Consider the following 18,230-nt stretch of genomic DNA (forward strand, 5'->3'; position numbering starts at 1 on the left):
GCCGAAACTATCTCCCGACTGGCGAATTGTCATCCGTATGAACGGTTTAACGCTGGACGTTCCCATGTCTTTCGGCTAGCACGGGTTGAATTCCGGCGTATCGAAGCGTTCTAAACTTCGAAAGAGATGCGAGGGCGGCAAAGATGACGAACGACGCAGAAGAGCTCGTCCGCACGCGTCCGGAGGACAGCGAAGCCGACCTCTACGACGAGAACGGAAACGTCCGCAGCGACTTCCTGGCGCTTGTCGGCGCGGCTATCGCCGATCGCGATACGATCTTCCTCAGACAGCACGTCGCGCGCCTGCACGAATCGGAACTGGGCGATCTGCTGGAATCGATCCAGCCCGATCAGCGCCTGGCGCTCGTTCGCCTGCTCGGCGACCAATTCGACATGACGGCGCTGACCGAGGTCGACGAGGCGATCCGCCGCGAGATCGTCGACCAGATGCCGAACGAGCAGATCGCAGCCGCGATCGGTGAGCTCGATTCGGACGACGCCGTCTACATTCTGGAAGATCTCGACCAGGAAGACCGCGACGAGATCCTGGCGCAGCTGCCGTTCACCGAGCGCGTTCGCCTGCGCCGGGCGCTCGATTATCCCGAGAGCTCCGCCGGCCGCCGCATGCAGACGGAATTCGTCGCCGTGCCGCCGTTCTGGACGGTCGGACAGACGATCGACTACATGCGCGACGAGGAGAACCTGCCGGATTCCTTCTCGCAGATCTTCGTCATCGATCCGACGTTCAAGCTCCTCGGCGCCATCGATCTCGACAAGATCCTGCGCACCAAGCGGCAGAACAAGATCGAAACGATCATGCGCGAGACCAACCACCCGATCCCGGCCGAGATGGACCAGGAAGAGGCGGCGCAGCTATTCGAGCAATACGACCTTCTCTCCGCCGCCGTCGTCGACGAGAACGACCGGCTGGTCGGCGTGCTCACCATCGACGACGTCGTCGACGTCATCCACGAAGAAGCCGACGAGGACATCAAGCGCCTCGGCGGTGTCGGCGATGAAGAGCTGTCGGACAACGTATTCTCAACGGTCAAGTCACGCTTCCTGTGGCTGGTCATCAATCTCGGCACCGCGCTGCTTTCGGCCAGCGTCATCGGCCTGTTCGATGGATCGATCGAGAAGATGATCGCGCTCGCCGTGCTGATGCCGATCGTCGCCTCCATGGGCGGCAATGCCGGCACGCAGACCATGACCGTGACCGTGCGCGCGCTCGCGACCGGCGATCTCGATATCTACAATGCCGGCCGCGTTATTCGAAGGGAAGTGGCAGTCGGTCTTGCCAATGGCGCCATGTTCTCGGTGATCATGGGCACCATCGCTGCGACCTGGTTTCACGACTATCAGCTCGGCTTCGTCATCGGCTCGGCCATGATCATCAATCTCTTCGCAGCAGCGGTCGCCGGCATTCTTTTGCCGTTGTTGCTGGATAAGGTCGGAGCCGATCCCGCCATCGCCTCGTCGGTTTTCGTGACCACGGTCACCGATTGCACCGGCTTCTTCGCTTTTCTGGGGATCGCCACCTGGTGGTTTGGCATATAGACAACTCGCAACCGGGTTGCACAAATTGACTATTACGTAAAAGTTAATATTATGGGTTCCTGAATATCGAGGGATCCATGCCGGTTAGCAAATATTACAGCATCACGGAGTTGACGCGCGAATTCGGAGTTTCGACGCGCACGCTTCGCTTTTATGAAGACGAAGGCCTCATTCACCCGGAGCGTCGTGGCCGCACGAGGCTGTTTCGCCCGACCGATCGGCGCCTGATCCAGGAGATCCTCCGCGGTCGCCGCATCGGCTTCACCATCGCCGAAATTCGCGAAATCATTCAGGTCTACAAGGAACCGCCGGGCGAGCTCGGGCAGCTCAAGCTGCTGATGAAGCGCGTCGACGAGAAGCGCGAGGACCTGCGCCAGAAGCGCAAGGATATCGACGACACTCTCGCCGAACTCGACAATATCGAAGAATCCTGCCTCGGCCGTCTGGCCGAGATCGGCGTCGGCACCTGATCGGTCAACGCGCCCCTTATTGGGGCGCGGCGCTGCACTCGCTGGCAAGGCCGAGGATGCGACCATCATCGGCCTTGACCTCGCCGGATTGAAACGGCGTGAACAGCTTCTGTTCCTGAAGTTTATCGAGCGTGCACTGGCAGAAGCTGCGGCACAGCGCTTCGCCTTCCTGCAGGCTGCAGGACGTGTTGCATTGCTGCAGGTAGGTCTGCACGGGATCGGGCTTGGCCGGCGGCACGATGTAAGCCAGCGCAAACGCGATCGAGATCAGCACCGGCTGGTGGATCAGATAGAAGGCGAGGCTGTGCCGGCCCAGCCTGGCGAGCAGGCTCGATCCGGTTCCCAAGCTGGCGAGCTTGGCGGGAAGCCCCGTTCTGAGTGCGATCGCAGCACCCGTCAGCCCAAGTAGAAACGGCACCATCCACGGAAACAGCGGAACATAATCGTTGGAACGCTGCGGCATCTCGGCGAAGCCGACCCAAGCGAGGTAGCGCGGGTCGAAGAACGGCGAACGCAGGATGCCCGGCGATACCCACGTATCGGCAACCCAGCCGGCGACCGCGACGACGGTGACGGCGACGATCGCGGGCAGGGGCAGCCGCAACAGCAACACGCCCACCACGCTCAGCACGGCGATGCAGTGCAGGATCCCGAAGAAGATCCATTCTCCCGGCATGAAAAAATAGGTCGCCACGGAGATGGCCACCGACGCGGCGGCGATCATCGCGAACCGCTTCCAGAACGAAGCCCAGCGCGTCTCCGGCGTATTGGCGAGCACGAGGCTGACGCCGACGATGAACAGGAAGGTCGAGGCTATGGCGCGAGCATAGAGCTTCAGCCAGCCGGTCTCGGCGGTACCCGGCGTAAGGTAGCCGACGAACTCCATGTCCCAGGTGAAATGATAGGTCGCCATCGCGATCAGCGCCGCGCCGCGCAGCGTGTCGAGCAAGCCGATGCGCGGCGGCTTTGGTGCCGCTACGGTCTCCGTCGCCGGAACAGTCATTCACAATCCCCCAGATGAGTCGTTTCCGTCGGCTGACGGATTGCTGCGGGGAATAGGAGAAAGGTGGAGATTTGATGACGGCTCGCGATCCATGATCGCCAGCCGCGCCTCGGAGAAGAACTGCCGCCGCGTCAGGACGACGATGACGATCGTGGTCGTCGCCATGAAGACGTAAGGGTTGATGAACCAGCCGAGATAGCCGATCGACAGGAAGATTGCCCTGAGCCCCTCGTTGAAATGACCGCCGGCGATGATGTTCATGCGGATGACGCGCTCGGCGGCCCGTTCCGCTGCCAGAACGTCGTTTTCCGTGTCGCGCATCATGGGGATGCCGCCGAACAGGATGGTGCAGTAGTTGAACAGCCGATAAGACCAGCCGAACTTGAAGAAGGCGTAGCCGAACAGAGCCGCCAGCCCGCCGACCTTCATCTCGAACACCGCGTGGCCGCTGTGCAGCACCAATGGCAGATCGGCGAACACCGCGTCGACCTTCTCCGTCGCCCCAAGCAGCGCGAAACAGCTGCCGACGGCGAAGATCGAGGTGGAGGCGAAGAAGGCAGTGCCGTTCTGCAGGCCGGCCATGATCTGCGTGTCGATCATCTTCAGGTCGCGGCGCAGCGAATTGTAGATCCATTCGCGCCGCCGCTCGATCATCGCATGTGTGAGACTGGTGCGACCGAAGAGACTGGCGCTGCGCAACAGTCGCGCATAGCCGAACCACATGAGCGCGAAGAAGCACAGGGCGATGTAATCTGGTGTCGTCATCATTATATTGATTCAGTCCCTCTCCACGCGCCCACTCTATAGATAGAAGCGCTGACCGCAACAACGGGCGGAAGTGGAACCTTTCACAGGATGATGTCGCACGCGTGAAATGCTATGTCGGTGGACCGAACGGATCGCAAGCCGCGCTGGCGTAGCTTGATTAAGTAAATTCTCAACAGGACGCACCCATGTTCCTTTCTGTTTTCGACGTATTCAAGATCGGCGTCGGCCCTTCCAGTTCCCACACGATGGGGCCGATGACGGCGGCGAACCGCTTTCTCGATCTGATTCTGTCGGATGAATGGCCGCGCCCGTCTTCGGGTGCCAATGTCGCGGCAATCAAGGTCAGCCTGCACGGCTCGCTCGCCCACACCGGTATCGGCCACGGGACGGGCAGGGCCGTCATCCTCGGCCTGATGGGTGAGCAGCCTGACAGCGTCGATCCCGACCAGATGGACGGCATCATCGACAAGGTCGAGCGCTCCGGCCGTATTACTCCACCTGGGCATTCCGCCTATCAGTTCCAGCCGAAGACCGATCTGGTATTCGACAAGAAGCAGCCGCTTCCGGGCCATGCCAACGGCATGTCCTTCTCCGCCTTCGACAAGGACGGCCGGATGCTCGTGCGCCGCATCTACTATTCCGTCGGCGGCGGCTTCGTCGTGACCGACACGGAACTGGAAACCATGCGCGCCAAGAAGAAGATGCCGTCGGATGGCGTCAAGGTGCCATATCCCTTCTCCACCGCCAAGCAGATGCTCGATATGGCGGCGCGCTCGGGCGTCTCGATCGCGCAGATGAAGCGCGCCAACGAGGAAAGCCAGCGCAGCCGTGAGGAACTTGACGAAGGCCTCGATCGGATCTGGGAAGCGATGCGCTCCTGCATCGAACGCGGCCTCAAGGTCGACGGGATCATGCCGGGTGGCCTCAATGTCCGCCGCCGCGCACGCTCGATCCATGACAAGCTGCAGGAAGAGTGGCGCAGCAACCGCATCAATCCACTGCTCGCCAACGACTGGCTGAGCGTCTATGCCATGGCCGTCAACGAGGAGAACGCGGCCGGCGGCCGCGTGGTGACCGCGCCGACCAATGGCGCCGCCGGCGTCATCCCGGCGACGATCCGATACTACGAGCATTTTCACGACGATTGGGACCAGAACGGCATCCGCGACTACCTGCTGACGGCAGCGGCAGTCGGCGGCATCATCAAGCACAACGCCTCGATCTCGGGCGCCGAAGTCGGCTGTCAGGGCGAAGTCGGCTCGGCGGCTGCCATGGCCGCAGCCGGTCTCGCCGCCGTGATGGGCGGCACGCCTGAGCAGATCGAGAATGCAGCCGAAATCGCGCTGGAACACCATCTAGGCATGAGCTGCGATCCCGTCGCCGGTCTCGTCCAGGTTCCCTGCATCGAGCGCAACGCGCTTGGCGCCGTGAAGGCCGTGACCGCTGCATCGCTCGCGATCAAGGGCGACGGTCGCCACTTCGTTCCGCTCGACGCCTGTATCGAGACCATGCGCCAGACCGGCTACGACATGAGCGAGAAGTACAAGGAAACCTCGACCGGCGGCCTCGCGGTCAACGTCGTGGAGTGTTGATCGGCCGGGCCGGCTATCGCGGTCTGGACGGCGTATCACACTGTGATTGGAAAACCGGCGGCTATGGGCCGCCGGCGCGTTCAAGCCGCTTGACGCTGCCGCGCAAAAGGATTTGAACGGCGGTATGGCATTGCATCTTATCAAACTCTGCGTCGGCGCCGACTCGATCGACGACTTGCGCGAATGGGTGGCCGAACGCTCCTTGAGGGCGATCGCCGCCGGCATGGAACCACACTCCGTCCACACGACCCGAATGGTCCCGAAGCGCGTTGAAGAGCTGCTCGACGGCGGCTCACTGTATTGGGTGATCAAGGGCCAGGTTCAGGCGCGGCAGAAGCTGCTCGATATCCAGAGCTTTACCGATGGCGAGGGCATTGGCCGCTGCCATCTGGTGCTCGGCCCCGAGGTCATCGAAACGGCGGTACAGCCGAAGCGTGCTTTTCAGGGCTGGCGCTATTATCCGGAAGAGGATCGCCCGCGTGATCTCGATACGCTCGGCGAGGGTGTTGCCGAGATGCCCGCGGACCTGCGCCGCGAGCTCTCCGAACTCGGCCTTCTCTGACGAAACGCATCACGTCAGAGAAAGACCCGTTCGTTTCGGCTCAGCGGAGCCGCATCGTCACCGGCGCCCGGCCTTCCGGGTTGGTGACGTGAAGATGGATGTTCGCTTCGGGCTGCGAGTAGCGCCAGGCGCGTGCGCCATGCGACAAGAGCAGGTTGATCAGGTCCTTGGTCTTGGCCGTTTTCGCCTTCGGCCGCGGCATGCCAATCTCGGCAAGACGCATCGCCGCCTCGTGAAGCGGATGCAGAACCGAGCGCGGATTCTTGCCAGTCAACCGACCTTCGGCCGGAAATTCCGGAACATTCTCGTTGATCGCCATAATTATCCCCGTACGCAATACAAATCAGGTCTAGGAAGGCCGGCCCTGTCGCGAACACCGATCACGGCCGAATTCCGGGCCGCCGCCTGAACTTGAGTAGGCGGCGGTCGTCTTCATCACTGGGCGGAGGCCCAGCACTTCACGCCGGCACGCTTCAGCGTGTTGCAGGCGTTGACGGCTTGCTTCTGGTCGTCGAAGCCACCGAAACGTGCGCGATAGCTGCCGGCATAGGCGACGGCGAAGGGCTTGGCGGAACGCAGTGCCTTGCCACCCTTGCTCTTGGCGCCGTCGAGAAGGTCCATTGCTGCTTCGCGGCTGGCCGAGACGCCGATCTGCACGACCCAGCCTTCCGGCTGCGCCTGCTTGGTGGATGCGGTCGTGACGTTGTCGACCGAGGTATCACCCTGTTCCGGCGGAACGTAGGCGGTGGTCGGCGTGGGAACCGGCGCGGCAGCGGCCTGCTTGATCGGCTGCGTCTTCACCTTCGTCGGCTGCGGCATTTCCTGCAGAAGCGGATTGTCGGACTTGGACGACGACGTGCCGGCATAGGCGACCTGCGCCGAGGCAACCTCGGTGCGGCTGACCGGCAGCGGATGCGTCGGCGGCAGTTCCGCGACTTCCTGCTTGGCAACGGTCACCGGAATGACGGTCTCGGACGAAATCTTCGGGGCCTGGGCAACCAGAGCGGATCCGCCACGGGTCGAAGCCTTCGGCAGGTAGGAGGCAATCAGGTTGCGCATCTGGGTGTCGCGGGCAGGCGTGGAAGCACCACCGAGAACCACGCCAACGATCGACTTGCCATCGACCTGAACCGAGCTGACCAGATTGAAGCCGGCAGCGCGGGTGTACCCGGTCTTGATGCCATCAACGCCGCGCACCGAACCGACCAGGCGGTTATGGCTGCGGATGATGCGGTTGCCGAACTTGAAGCTCTGCGTGGAGAAATAGCCGTAATACTGCGGGAAATGCTGGCGCAGCGCGATGCCGAGACGGGCCTGGTCGCGCGCCGTGGTCATCTGCGCGGTGTTCGGCAGGCCGTTGGCATTGCGGTAGGTGGTGCGTGTCATGCCGAGCGCATGCGCCTTCGCGGTCATGATCTGCGCAAAACGGTCTTCCGAACCGCCGAGCAGTTCGCCAAGCGCGGTAGAGGCGTCGTTGGCGGAAAGAGTGACGAGGCCGAGAATCGCCTGCTCGACCGAAATCGTGGCGCCCGGGCGAACGCCGAGCTTGGTCGGTGCCTGACCGGATGCGTGAGCGGAGAAGGGAACGGCGCTATCGAGACGGATGCGGCCCTGCTCGAGCGCTTCGAACGTCAGGTAAAGCGTCATCATCTTGGTCAGCGAAGCCGGATACTGCAAGCGATCGGCGTTTTCGCTGTAGAGGACATTGCCGGTATTGGCGTCGACGACGATGCCCGCATACTTCGAGTTGGCAGCTTCTGCGCTTGAAGCCAAGCCAACCATACCGACTGCCATGGACAGCGCAACGATCGCCTTGATCAGGAAATTGCTGGAGCGGGACGGGGAAGCGGAATAAGCTGACCTTGACACTATTTCACTCTTTGCTTGGCTTGCAGTTTAGAAGAATCGGGACCGCGCTTCGCCCGCACGATCAACCTCGTCGAAGGTAGCTCTTTGGGGTTACCAATCCGTTTATGATTAATCGTTTGTTTCACCGTTTCGGACCATTCTACCGAGATGTCGCGGAACGGTTCACGAGGCGCGTTTCCACAAATTGGGCAATAGCGGCATCAATATGTTCCCACTCCGCCAAATGACGGCTGGAGAAGCGGTAAAGCACACTTAAATCGCGCCCGACCTTGATATCGCGCTGGCAGTCGCCGCTGGTGGTAAACTCCGGGCTCGCCGGCAGCAGGCAGCGCACGACGTAGTCGGGATCACCCGCGCGCGGCGCCGTCAGCAGCACTTCGTCGCCATATCCGGTATCGGCTCGAAGCTTGTGAAGCGTCATGCCATTAGCGAATGGGTGCGGGGTTGGGTCGATCAGATGCGAGTAGATCGGCTCGAATCGGCCGGACATGTCACGCGACATGGTCGCCTGCGTGACCTGCAGGAAGATCAGGTCCGGGGACTTGGCGATGTCGTCGAAGCGATCGCGGTTCTCGCTCGAGTAACCCTGCATCTGCGGCCATGCCAGATAGAGGTCGGCGCGCTCGGTGGTGCCGCTATGCCGCTGGCTGGGGAAGCGGATCGTGTTTTCCTGGAGCTGAAGCGTATCCTGGCCGATCGTGAGTGTTACCGGCGCGGTGCTGTCGGTATTCCCGGCAAGCGACACGCGCGCGCCAAACCATCGGCCGCCAACGCTGATGGCAACGGTAAGCACCGCCAGAAGCGCGATGACAATGGTTGTGCGGATGAGAAAGCCAGTCGACAGCAGAGGGGATTCCTCGACCTCTGTGGAGCTCTGAATGGCCTGGCGCATGACGGCTTTCGCATATCTGACCGTCGCAGGAAAAACGTGAGCCGCCGGTGTCGCTGATCTATGGCGTGATGATCGGGCTTGTGTGGTTAATTAATCGTTAACCGGGCATCAGGGCATGCCGATGGCCCATAAAAAGCGAGCCGCTCCTGGGACAGCAGGAGCGGCTCTTGAGACGCCGGTCTGGACGTGCATGCGGGGACGGGACCAGGCGCCTTGCTTGCCCACCGGATTGCTCCGGCGGATGGAATTACTTGACGCTACCGACAGCCACGGCGCGGCCGTCCTGAAGCTTGACCCAGCGGGTCGGATCGCTGGACGACTGGCGCTTCAGATAGGTGTACTCGGTATCGGCCCAGAGCATGACCTTGTTGCGCATGTTGTCGAGAATGAAGTCGCCGCGATCGGTGCGAACGGTCAGCACGGCATGGCCATCGCCATTCGGCTGCAGCACGACGGTCATCAGGAGGTTCGACGGCGAGAAGCCGGCTTCGATCAGCATTTTGCGCTTCAGAAGCGCATAGTCTTCGCAGTCGCCTGCGGTCTTCGGATATGCCCAGCGTTCTTCGACGCCGTAGATCTCCATGTCGGTCATCGGCGTGATCTCGGAGTTGACCTGATAGTTGATCTTCAGGATCGTCTTCCAGCTGTCTTCGGTCAGCACCATCGTGCCCTGGTCGCCGGCTGCGTTCTTGCAGTCCTCAGGAATTTCCTTGCAGAACTGGTAAGCGCCGATCGGCGGGCTGGTGTTGCCGAGAACGGTCATGCTCTGGTAGCCGGCCTGTCCGACGCCTGCCATGGACATGAGCATCGCAGCAGCGGCGAAGCCGCCCTTGATGAAGTTTGTTATCGTCATTTGTATGTCCCCGTTTGTGAGGAGACATTGCCAGACGTGTTTTTACTCGACGCAAAATTCAGAAGCAAAATTAAAGGCTTAGTTGATTCAAAAGCGCGTCGAATTCGACTAAAATCAACATCGAATTTTACCGGAATTCGAAGGGAATTTTTACCAAGATTGCTTCAAATTTTATCTTTCTCAAAAAGGCCTCGCCGCCATCGGATGGCTCGTTTCGAGGCAAAAGATTAACGCCGGCGGCCACGGCGCGATTTCGGTAATATTGCGTTCATCATGTGGCTTGGAGGGAAACGGTGCTCTTTCGACCGTTGGAACGCCGGATTCGCCCGCAAATGGCGCGTTTTGAGCCGCTTTTTAAGGTGATGCGTCGAAAATTATTTTTGAGAAATTTCGCGAAATCTGTCGGTCGCGGCGATAATTGCGCGCGCCATGCCGTCGTGATCGGGTGCATGAGCGGCGTTTTCGACGATGACGAGCTCGCTTCCCGGCCGCGCGCGCGCCAATTCCCATGCCGTGGTCAATGGTGCCTCCAGATCGAGCCGTCCCTGAACGAGAACGCCGGGGATCGAGGCCAGCTTTCCAGCGTCCCGCAACAGCGCACCTTCTTCGAGCCATGCCCCATGGCTGAAATAGTGCGTTATGATCCGGGCACGGGTGAGCAGATATTCCGGATTTCGCCAGCGCCGGGGGTAGCCCTCGGGATTGTTAAGCAGGATGGAGGCCGCCTCCCAATCATGCCAGTCCCGCGCCGCCTTGAGGCGGACGCCGAGATCGGGCCCATTGAGCAATTCTCGATAACCCTCAAGAACGCCCTTGGCCCTCATGTCACCGGGAAGGGACGCGTTGAGTTGGTGCCATTTCTCGGGAAACAGCGCGGCCATTCCCTGTGTCAGCCATTCGATTTCCGATCGGCGCGTTGTCGTCACGCCTGCAAGCACCATCGCCGCGACGCGGGCCGGATGGGTCTGCGCATAGGCGAGCGCAAGCGTGGATCCCCAGGATGTCCCGAACAATACCCAATCCGTCACCTCAAGGTGACAACGGAGTTTCTCGATATCGTCGATCAAGTGCCAGGTCGTGTTGGCGGAAAGATCCGTCCGCATGTCGGCGGCATTGGGAAGGCTGCGGCCGCAATTTCTCTGGTCGAACAGGATGATCCGATAGACGGATGGGTCGAAATAGCGTGCCGCCGAGGGCGATGCGCCGGAGCCCGGCCCGCCATGCAGATAGAGCGCCGGCCGTCCATGCGGATTGCCGTAGCTTTCCCAATGGATCAGATGGCCGTCCCCGACATCGAGGAAACTGTGATCGTAAGCTTCAATCTCGGGATAAAGAATCGACATCGGGCGCGCCTCCTAAAGAGGCGCTTCAATCCATCAGCTTTGTGAAGCCGCGATGACGGTGATCAGAGAAATTCGCGTAGCGTGTCGCGCGATTGAAGCGACAGGAACTCGATCGCGACGCCTTCGACGAAGTGACGCACCACGCGGCCGCGCATGTTGCCGAGACGAAGCGCTGTGCCGATCGCCGGGCGAACCTCGACGTCGACGGCAGCACCCGAGAGCGACAAGTCCATGATCCGGCACATATACTGCGTACCGTCTTCAAGCGTGATTTCCGTCTGCGTCTCGCGCGGCATCAGACGATCGTGACGACGATCTTCCGGCAGGCCGAGCTCGTGCTTGTTGGCAAGCCACGTCAGCTGCGCGGCAAGCTTCTCGCGCTTGCGCTCGGTGGCGTGGATGGACATGTTGAAGCCGCGGCTGTCGATCGTCTGGACATAGCCTTCGACGCGACCGAGGTGATCGATATAGGCAACGACGCGTTCGTTGACGCGCGGGCGGCCCTGGCAGGTCACATACATGTCGCCGGGCGACATATCGATGACCAGGCACTCGAATTCCTCGTAATTTGCCAGCATCAGGCGGCCCTGCATATTGATGGGCACGCGCTGAAATGCACCTTGTTCAAGACGAGGCGCAGTTTTTTGCGTCTGAGCTTGCTGGAAAGCGTGCATTAAAGGGCTTCTTTTACAAATAGCTTTGGCGCCAAGCTTTACTCGCAATCCATTAACAGAAGGTTGTTCAGGCGAGGGGGTTTTACCGCTCAGCGGTAGTGCCGAAATGGCGCATCCTGTTTCACGGGTTCATCCATCAGGCTGGACATCAGACGACGCACCGTATCGGCGATCGAGCGGCTGCCGCTGGTCGCCGCACGAGGCTCGTTCGCGCCGCTTTGCGTGTTTTCCGTTGGGTCGAGCTGCTCATGCAGCAACCGGCTGCGGTCGAGCGCCAGGAACTGCAGCGGGACGACCTCCAGCCAGCTCGCGGTCGTGGCCGGTGCGATTGCGCCGAGCAGCTTGTCGCATTCCCCCTCGGCATTGCGCAGCGGCAGAAGAATGATCTCGAAGGCCGCGCGATGGCCGGCGGTGCTGTATCCGGTGGCGTTCAACAGCGCCGGGATGCCATGCTCCATGACGCCGACGGCCGTCTTTTCGATGTCCTCGTGCCCGTGTGCCCAGAGCTCCGACAAACAGCTGCCGCCGAGATCGTGGCCGAAGAGATCGCAGATGCGGGTACCGGCTAGACGGAAGGTGACGCGGCTCGTCTCGGACGTTTCGAGCATGAAGAGGCTGGAGAGAATCTGGCTGATATCGCGTGGCTCCACCTGCGTCCGCAGGGGAGCGATCTCGCTGCCGCGTAGCTTGTTCCAGTAGTCGAAGATCTGGATGGTGGTGTTGAGGCGCATGGGACTGCCGATCTGTTTCATTTCGGTTCAAACGGCGGCCATCATGGCCACCTTGCTCTATGCCATGCGGATTTCATGCCAGATCCGGGCAGTTAAGGTTAAGGAAGGGTTTCGATTGTCTGTGACGGCCTCTCGTGCCAGTATCTTTTCATTGCTTCCGGTATTGGAAGTTCAGCATGAATTGCTCGGGCGCGAGGTCATTCTCGGGGGACGCTCAGCAAGCCGTTCGGTAGATTGCCGGACGGCTTTTTTTTTGACCTGTCGTCCTGTAAGCCAGTGCACGCGAAGTGAACGAGGAATGCAATGGACGATACGAACGAGCCGCACCAGCCGACCGAGCCCGCCGCCAAGCCGCCGCGTACGCCCGTTTTCCATCTTCCCGGCGCCATTGTCGCAACGATCGGTCTCTTGGCGGCGATTTATGCCGTGCAGGCGATTTTCCTGACCGAAAGCGGCGTCGACATGCTGTTCTTCGATTTCGGCTTCATTCCGCTGCGCTACATCACGCCCTTGGCCGAGCAGGGGCCGCAATTGTTCTGGACGCCGCTCACCTATTCGCTGTTGCACGGCAATATCGAGCACATCCTGTTCAACGGGCTCTGGCTGATGGCCTTTGGCGCCCCCGTCGCCCGCCGCATCGGCTGGGTTCGCTATACTGTGTTCTGGGTTCTCGCCGCCGTCGCTTCCGCCGCGCTTCACGCCGTGCTGAACTGGGGACAGGCGACCGTGCTGATCGGTGCATCCGGCGTGGTGTCGGCCTTGATGGGCGCAGCCTGCCGCTTCGCATTCCCGTCGGAGCGCCGCGTGGCGCTTCCCGCCCATCTCAATCCGCGCCTCTCGATCGTGGAAACCTTCCGCAGCCGCACCGTCGTCATGTTCATGCTCTTCTGGTTCGTCGGCAACATCCTGATCGCCGTCGGCATTCCACTGATCGGTGACACCGGCGCGCCGATTGCCTGGGACGCCCATATCGGCGGCTTTCTCTTCGGCTTCGTGCTGTTTTCGCTGTTCGACCGGCCGCCGCCCGAACTTCCCTCTATTTCAGAGGATGCGGATATATTGCAATCCTGAGCGTTGAAGTGCACCATTCGAACTGATCCGCGTTGGGAGGAGAGACCGCCGCGGATGCCTGTGATCAGCTGAAGTGTCTCACTTTCGACATAGGAGGTTCAAATGTCCAATACAGTCAAAGCCATACTGGATGCCAAGGGCAGGGATGTCGTCACCGCCGGCCCGAACACGACCGTTTCCGAAGCAGCCGCGATTCTGAGCAAGAAGAAGATCGGCGCCATCGTCATCGTCGGCATGGAAAACAAGATCGCCGGGATTTTTACCGAGCGCGACGTGGTTCACGCGATCGCAAAGTCCGGCCCCGCCTGTCTTGATAGCTCCGTGGCATCGGTGATGACGGCGAAGGTCTATCGCTGCAACGAGGCAACGACCGTCAACGAACTGATGGAACTGATGACCAGCCGGCGCTTCCGCCATGTGCCGGTTGAAACCGCTGGAAAGCTTGCCGGTATCATCTCGATCGGTGACGTGGTCAAGACGCGTATCGCCGAGGTCGAACGCGAGGCCGAGGACATCAAGGCCTATATCGCAGGCTGAATGAAGGCGCGCCGGCTTGCTCAGCTGGAGCCGGCGAACAACTCCTGCATGCGCCTCAACTCGGGAAGCCGCGCCGTGGCTTCCTGATAGCCGCGCTCGATCGCTTCGCCGGCTCGATGAAACTCCGAAAGACCGATATCGCTCAATCTAGGTTGAAGCGAGATATCCGGCGGATCGCCCGCCAGACGCGCGCGCGCGATGCGATCCTGGATGATATTGAACGCCTGCACCATCACCCCGGTCATGCCAAGCTTGGCATAAGGCGCGTGCTCCTGCTTTTGCACCTCGGACGGCGTCAGGCTTGCGCTGTGGCGCACCACGGCCGAGCGGCCATAGATGTCGTAGTTGAGGTTGACGGCGACGACCAGCGGCTGCTCATAGGCGCGGCAGACCGAGACGGGAACGGGATTGACCAGCGCGCCGTCGACCAGCGTCCGGTGGTTGCTGCGCACAGGCTCGAAAATGCCGGGCAGGGCGTAGGAAGCCCTCAGCGCCGTGATAAGCGAGCCGTTGGCGATCCACACCTCGTGGCCGCTATTGACTTCGGCCGACACCGCAACGAAAGGGCGGTCGAGGTCCTCGACATTCAGCCCTTCCAGATGTTCCTGCATGCGCTTGGTGAGCCGCATGCCGCCGAACAGGCCGCTGCCGCCGATGGTCAGATCAAGCAGGCTGGCGATCCGGCGCATGGTCAGCGACCGCGCGAAACTCTCGAGCTCGTCTAGCTTGCCCGCCAGATAGCAGCCGCCGACCAGCGCACCGATCGATGTGCCGGCTATCATGCCTATCTCGATGCCCGCTTCGTCGAGCGCACGCAGTACGCCGATATGCGCCCAACCGCGCGCGGCGCCACCGCCAAGGGCAAGCGCCAGCTTCGGCTTCTTCGGTGTGGGGACGGGGAGCTTTATGTCGGAGGGCGAGGCGATGCCAGCGTCGGAACCGACGGCTTCGGAGCCTTGACGGATCAAACTCCAGCTCACCATGGCAAACCTCCCCCTGGCACGACGCGCAGGCAAATATTAGTGCGCCGCCACCCTTTCGAATTGGTATATGGCCGCCTCTTCTGACCCAAAAAGAGACGGTAGGCCGTTGTTACGGTTGTTTTCCGTAGACTTCATGAGGATCGAACTGGCGCTCGTCGTCGGCGATCTCAAGCATAGGCTTGCCGTCTTCCAGGCTCACCGTCCGATAGAAGCAGGAACGGCGACCAGTGTGGCAGGTCGCGTCGTGACCGGCAACTTCGACCTTTAGCCAAATTGCATCCTGGTCGCAGTCGGTGCGGATTTCCTTGACCGTCTGGATGTTGCCCGAGGTTTCGCCCTTCAGCCAGAGCTTGCCGCGCGAGCGGCTGAAATAGTGGGCCTGGCCGGTCTGGATCGTCAGCGCCAATGCCTTGGCGTTCATATGCGCCACCATGAGCAGCTCGCCATCATGGGCGTCCGTCACGATCGCGGTGATCAGGCCGCGGTCATCGAACCGCGGCGTGAAATCACCGGCATCCTCGAGCTCGGACTTGTCTTCGGACGGCGCATTGAAGGCAAATGGCATCATCGCGGCTTTCTGAAATGAAGCCGGTCAGCGGCTCCGCACCATGGAAATAAACCGGGCTTGATCAGCCGGCTCAGTTTTAAATGTGCCGGTGAAGGTTGTCGTCAATGTGGTCGAGCCCTGTTTCTGAACACCGCGCATAGCCATGCACATATGTTCGGCCTCGATCATCACCGCGACGCCGCGCGGAGCGAGCGTTTCGTCGATCGAACGGGCGATCTGGGCGGTCATGGTTTCCTGCGTTTGCAGGCGACGGCCATAGATTTCAACCACGCGCGCAATCTTCGACAGGCCGAGAACCTTGCCGTCGGGCATGTAGGCCACATGCGCCTTGCCAATGATCGGAACCATGTGGTGTTCGCAATGCGAGAAGAAGGGAATGTCCTTCACCAGCACCATGTCGTCATAACCCGCGACCTCTTCGAAGGTCCGGCCAAGCACCTCTTGCGCATCCATCTCATAGCCGGCGAAAAGCTCGCGATAGGCTTTCGCGACACGCGCCGGCGTATCCAGCAAACCCTCGCGCGCAGGGTCGTCGCCGGCCCAGCGGAGCAGCGTGCGCACCGCATCTTCGGCTTCCTTCTGGCTTGGGCGATTGGATTCTGGCGTGGTCTGCGGAAAGTTCTTTACGATGGCGTCCATCTGCAACTGTCTCCTGATCCGCAATGCGGACCGTATTTCGGACTAGCCACTGGCAATCCCACTCGGGAATAGTGCACCTTTGGCAGGCTCCGGGGCTTTCAGGGCGAAATTCTGCGGCCCATCCGGCACGGTTTCCCATTCAAACTTACACGAGGCCATTGCATTTCCATGGCCTTCGAACGACATACATATAGGAAAACGGCATCGCTATGTAAGTCTTCCAGCGTGACACGGTGTGTTTTTGTTTGGGTGACGATGAACAATGAGCCGTCTATCCGCATGAAATATGGAGCGGAATACCCGATGGACGACATCTACAACAGCAAAATTCTCGAATTTGCCGGTAATATTCCGCTGATCGGCGCTCTTGAGGAACCCGACGCCAGCGCCCAGGCGCACTCCAAGCTCTGCGGCTCCAAGGTCAGGATATGGCTGAAGATGGACGGCGACACGGTCTCGGCCTTCGCCCATGACGTCAAGGCGTGCGCGCTCGGCCAGGCCTCTTCCTCGATCATGGCCCGCCATGTGGTCGGCGCGACGGCACAGGAGCTGCGCCAGGCGCGTTCGGACATGCTCGCCATGCTGAAGGAAGACGGTGAGGGCCCATCGGGGCGTTTCGAGGATATGCGCTATCTGCGGCCCGTTCGCGACTACAAGGCCCGCCACGCCTCCACCATGCTGACCTTCGACGCCGTGGTCGATGCGATCGGACAGGTCGAGGCCAAGCGCGCCGAGACCGTGGAGGCCTGAGCGGATCGCCATGTGCCAGTTCTGCTCGCTGAACCATGATGACGACGAGGACGAAGGCGGCGCGGCCGCTTCGCCCAGGAAGAAGCCGGTGCATCACTCGCGCAATTACACCGGTCCTTTCCGCAAGACACCGGACCGCCTGTTCGGCATGGGCCTTATCCGGCTCTACCAGCTGACCCTATCCGGGTTCATCGGCAATTCCTGCCGCCACATCCCGACATGCTCCGAATACGGCTACGAGGCCATCGCCCGCCATGGTCTTTGGAGCGGCGGATGGATGACGCTGTTTCGCGTCGGCCGCTGCGGCCCCGGCGGCACCAGCGGTCTCGACCGTGTGCCGGAAACGCTGGGTGACCGTTTCCATTGGTGGACGCCGTGGCGCTATCTCGTGTTCGGCCGCAAGCCGACGTGACGGTTTACGTCGCACTCCTCCATAGCATCGTTCTGGCACCGGGTCGCAGAGTGATCATGTCCGACCTGCGCGACATGGCCACGTCGCTCGGCTATCGCAATCCACGCACTCTCGTTTCAACAGGCAACATCGTCTTCGAGGCGCCATCGTCACCGATTGGAGACATGGAAGCGCGGCTTGAGCAGGCGTTCCGCGCGCGCTTCGGAAAACCGGTCGATATCCTCGTTCGCACGGCCGAGGATTGGCGCAAGATCGCGGCCGCCAATCCGTTCCCCGATGGTGATGGTAGCCAGGTCATTCTGCGCGTGATGCGAAAGCCGCTCGACCGCACCGTTATCGAGCGGCTGAGGCCCCACGCCCAGCCGACCCAGCGCCTTGCCGTGATCGGTGGCGATCTCTGGATCGATTTCGCCGGCAAGCCCAGCGAATGGAAGCTGCTCTCCGCTCTGACGACCAAACGCATGGGCGTCGGCACGCTGCGCAACTGGAACACCGTTCGCGGCCTCGCCGAAATGGTCGCGCAGGAGGCCGGCATTCAGCCTCTGGCCTAGAGTTCCGGCGATCCGTAGCAAATGAAGGCCAGCTTGTTGCCGTCGGGGTCCCTGATATAGGCGGCGTAAGGCGCGCCGCTGTAATGAGCCCGGTAGCCGGGTGCCCCATCGTCCGATCCGCCGCCCGTAAGCGCGATTTCATGCAGGCGATCGACCCGGGCAGGCTCGTCGATACGAAACGCCGTCATCGTTCCGTTGCCGGCGGTTGAATATCCTTTCAACGGGTAGCCGACAGAGAAGCGTGAAACCGTTTCGTCATCCTTGCGCCCCCAGGACGCGGAGGTGCCATCGAGAAAGCACTGCTCAAGGCCCATCTCACGAAACAGTGCATCATAGAAACCGACCGATCGTGGGAGGTCGTTTGTTCCAACGGTGGTGTAAAGGATCATGCGCCACCTTGCGTTGC

Annotated in this window: 22 protein-coding genes; 9 read left to right on the forward strand and 13 right to left on the reverse strand. The window is 61.1% G+C overall.

Features of this window, described 5'->3' with window-relative positions; all coding sequences use genetic code 11:
- Window positions 1–143: 143 nt before the first annotated feature.
- Together mgtE and ACVTFQ_RS07180 are read left to right on the forward strand one after the other, a co-directional pair.
- Window positions 144–1,556 (forward strand): magnesium transporter, encoded by a 1,413-nt coding sequence (gene mgtE / locus ACVTFQ_RS07175; RefSeq protein ID WP_018899931.1) that lies wholly within the window; start codon window positions 144–146, stop codon window positions 1,554–1,556.
- Window positions 1,557–1,633: 77 nt separating this feature from the next.
- Complete coding sequence (locus ACVTFQ_RS07180; protein WP_018899930.1) at window positions 1,634–2,026, forward strand: MerR family transcriptional regulator; 393 nt, start codon at window positions 1,634–1,636, stop codon at window positions 2,024–2,026.
- A gap of 16 nt (window positions 2,027–2,042) precedes the next feature.
- On the opposite strand, the gene ACVTFQ_RS07185 is transcribed toward ACVTFQ_RS07180, so the two are convergent.
- Window positions 2,043–3,029 carry a heparan-alpha-glucosaminide N-acetyltransferase gene (locus ACVTFQ_RS07185; RefSeq protein ID WP_111561455.1) on the reverse strand — a complete coding sequence of 329 codons (987 nt, stop codon included), beginning with the start codon at window positions 3,027–3,029 and terminating at the stop codon, window positions 2,043–2,045.
- Entirely contained in the window at window positions 3,030–3,794 is a 765-nt protein-coding gene (locus tag ACVTFQ_RS07190; RefSeq protein ID WP_111561551.1) for a DUF599 domain-containing protein, read from the reverse strand.
- A gap of 188 nt (window positions 3,795–3,982) precedes the next feature.
- On the opposite strand from ACVTFQ_RS07190, the gene ACVTFQ_RS07195 reads away from it, so the two are divergent.
- Together ACVTFQ_RS07195 and ACVTFQ_RS07200 are read left to right on the forward strand one after the other, a co-directional pair.
- Window positions 3,983–5,389 (forward strand): L-serine ammonia-lyase, encoded by a 1,407-nt coding sequence (locus ACVTFQ_RS07195; protein WP_111561456.1) that lies wholly within the window; start codon window positions 3,983–3,985, stop codon window positions 5,387–5,389.
- 124 nt (window positions 5,390–5,513) lie between these two features.
- Window positions 5,514–5,951 (forward strand): DUF1489 family protein, encoded by a 438-nt coding sequence (locus ACVTFQ_RS07200; protein WP_026283272.1) that lies wholly within the window; start codon window positions 5,514–5,516, stop codon window positions 5,949–5,951.
- A gap of 40 nt (window positions 5,952–5,991) precedes the next feature.
- Here ACVTFQ_RS07200 and ACVTFQ_RS07205 read toward each other — a convergent pair whose 3' ends face one another.
- The 7 genes from ACVTFQ_RS07205 to ACVTFQ_RS07235 all read right to left on the reverse strand — a co-directional run bounded on the left by ACVTFQ_RS07205 (window position 5,992) and on the right by ACVTFQ_RS07235 (window position 12,313).
- On the reverse strand, window positions 5,992–6,270 hold the full coding sequence (locus tag ACVTFQ_RS07205; RefSeq protein WP_047510376.1) for a hypothetical protein: 279 nt from the start codon (window positions 6,268–6,270) through the stop codon (window positions 5,992–5,994).
- Between the two features lie 116 nt (window positions 6,271–6,386).
- Window positions 6,387–7,820, reverse strand: a complete 1,434-nt coding sequence (locus ACVTFQ_RS07210; RefSeq protein ID WP_181459199.1) for a serine hydrolase — start codon at window positions 7,818–7,820, stop codon at window positions 6,387–6,389.
- 139 nt (window positions 7,821–7,959) lie between these two features.
- Window positions 7,960–8,712: a hypothetical protein gene (locus ACVTFQ_RS07215; RefSeq protein WP_111561457.1), complete on the reverse strand. Its 753-nt coding sequence runs from the start codon at window positions 8,710–8,712 to the stop codon at window positions 7,960–7,962.
- A 247-nt stretch (window positions 8,713–8,959) separates the two neighbouring features.
- Window positions 8,960–9,565 carry a transglutaminase-like cysteine peptidase gene (locus ACVTFQ_RS07220; RefSeq protein WP_111561458.1) on the reverse strand — a complete coding sequence of 202 codons (606 nt, stop codon included), beginning with the start codon at window positions 9,563–9,565 and terminating at the stop codon, window positions 8,960–8,962.
- 374 nt (window positions 9,566–9,939) lie between these two features.
- Window positions 9,940–10,908, reverse strand: coding sequence for a prolyl aminopeptidase (gene pip / locus ACVTFQ_RS07225; RefSeq protein WP_111561459.1), 969 nt, complete (start codon window positions 10,906–10,908; stop codon window positions 9,940–9,942).
- Window positions 10,909–10,970: 62 nt separating this feature from the next.
- On the reverse strand, window positions 10,971–11,582 hold the full coding sequence (locus tag ACVTFQ_RS07230) for a PilZ domain-containing protein (RefSeq protein WP_026283270.1): 612 nt from the start codon (window positions 11,580–11,582) through the stop codon (window positions 10,971–10,973).
- Window positions 11,583–11,671: 89 nt separating this feature from the next.
- Complete coding sequence (locus ACVTFQ_RS07235; RefSeq protein WP_181459205.1) at window positions 11,672–12,313, reverse strand: PAS domain-containing protein; 642 nt, start codon at window positions 12,311–12,313, stop codon at window positions 11,672–11,674.
- Window positions 12,314–12,616: 303 nt separating this feature from the next.
- Between ACVTFQ_RS07235 and ACVTFQ_RS07240 the strand changes: the two genes are divergently transcribed.
- Both ACVTFQ_RS07240 and ACVTFQ_RS07245 read left to right on the forward strand, forming a co-directional pair.
- Window positions 12,617–13,384, forward strand: coding sequence for a rhomboid family intramembrane serine protease (locus tag ACVTFQ_RS07240; RefSeq protein ID WP_112949485.1), 768 nt, complete (start codon window positions 12,617–12,619; stop codon window positions 13,382–13,384).
- A gap of 102 nt (window positions 13,385–13,486) precedes the next feature.
- A complete protein-coding gene (locus ACVTFQ_RS07245) occupies window positions 13,487–13,921 on the forward strand; it encodes a CBS domain-containing protein (RefSeq protein ID WP_047510387.1) in 435 nt (144 codons plus the stop codon).
- 20 nt (window positions 13,922–13,941) lie between these two features.
- Here the strand turns inward: ACVTFQ_RS07245 and ACVTFQ_RS07250 are convergent, their stop codons facing one another.
- The 3 genes from ACVTFQ_RS07250 to folE all read right to left on the reverse strand — a co-directional run bounded on the left by ACVTFQ_RS07250 (window position 13,942) and on the right by folE (window position 16,111).
- Window positions 13,942–14,904 (reverse strand): patatin-like phospholipase family protein, encoded by a 963-nt coding sequence (locus tag ACVTFQ_RS07250; RefSeq protein WP_111561463.1) that lies wholly within the window; start codon window positions 14,902–14,904, stop codon window positions 13,942–13,944.
- A gap of 109 nt (window positions 14,905–15,013) precedes the next feature.
- Window positions 15,014–15,472, reverse strand: a complete 459-nt coding sequence (gene hisI / locus ACVTFQ_RS07255; RefSeq protein WP_111561464.1) for a phosphoribosyl-AMP cyclohydrolase — start codon at window positions 15,470–15,472, stop codon at window positions 15,014–15,016.
- A gap of 24 nt (window positions 15,473–15,496) precedes the next feature.
- Window positions 15,497–16,111 (reverse strand): GTP cyclohydrolase I FolE, encoded by a 615-nt coding sequence (gene folE, locus ACVTFQ_RS07260; RefSeq protein WP_047510394.1) that lies wholly within the window; start codon window positions 16,109–16,111, stop codon window positions 15,497–15,499.
- A gap of 303 nt (window positions 16,112–16,414) precedes the next feature.
- Between folE and ACVTFQ_RS07265 the strand changes: the two genes are divergently transcribed.
- Genes ACVTFQ_RS07265 through ACVTFQ_RS07275 form a run of 3 tightly spaced genes read left to right on the forward strand, consistent with a single transcriptional unit; the run spans window position 16,415 to window position 17,824 of the window.
- On the forward strand, window positions 16,415–16,861 hold the full coding sequence (locus ACVTFQ_RS07265; protein WP_111561465.1) for an iron-sulfur cluster assembly scaffold protein: 447 nt from the start codon (window positions 16,415–16,417) through the stop codon (window positions 16,859–16,861).
- Between the two features lie 10 nt (window positions 16,862–16,871).
- Complete coding sequence (gene yidD, locus ACVTFQ_RS07270; RefSeq protein WP_111561466.1) at window positions 16,872–17,273, forward strand: membrane protein insertion efficiency factor YidD; 402 nt, start codon at window positions 16,872–16,874, stop codon at window positions 17,271–17,273.
- A complete protein-coding gene (locus ACVTFQ_RS07275; protein WP_111561467.1) occupies window positions 17,270–17,824 on the forward strand; it encodes a DUF1697 domain-containing protein in 555 nt (184 codons plus the stop codon). The genes yidD and ACVTFQ_RS07275 overlap by 4 nt, the downstream gene beginning before the upstream one ends.
- Here ACVTFQ_RS07275 and ACVTFQ_RS07280 read toward each other — a convergent pair.
- The gene (locus tag ACVTFQ_RS07280) at window positions 17,821–18,213 is read right to left on the reverse strand and encodes a VOC family protein (protein ID WP_111561468.1); all 393 of its coding nucleotides are present in this window, start codon (window positions 18,211–18,213) and stop codon (window positions 17,821–17,823) included. The genes ACVTFQ_RS07275 and ACVTFQ_RS07280 overlap by 4 nt on opposite strands.
- Window positions 18,214–18,230 lie beyond the last annotated feature (17 nt).

Source organism: Rhizobium sp. O111 (assembly GCF_055616315.1).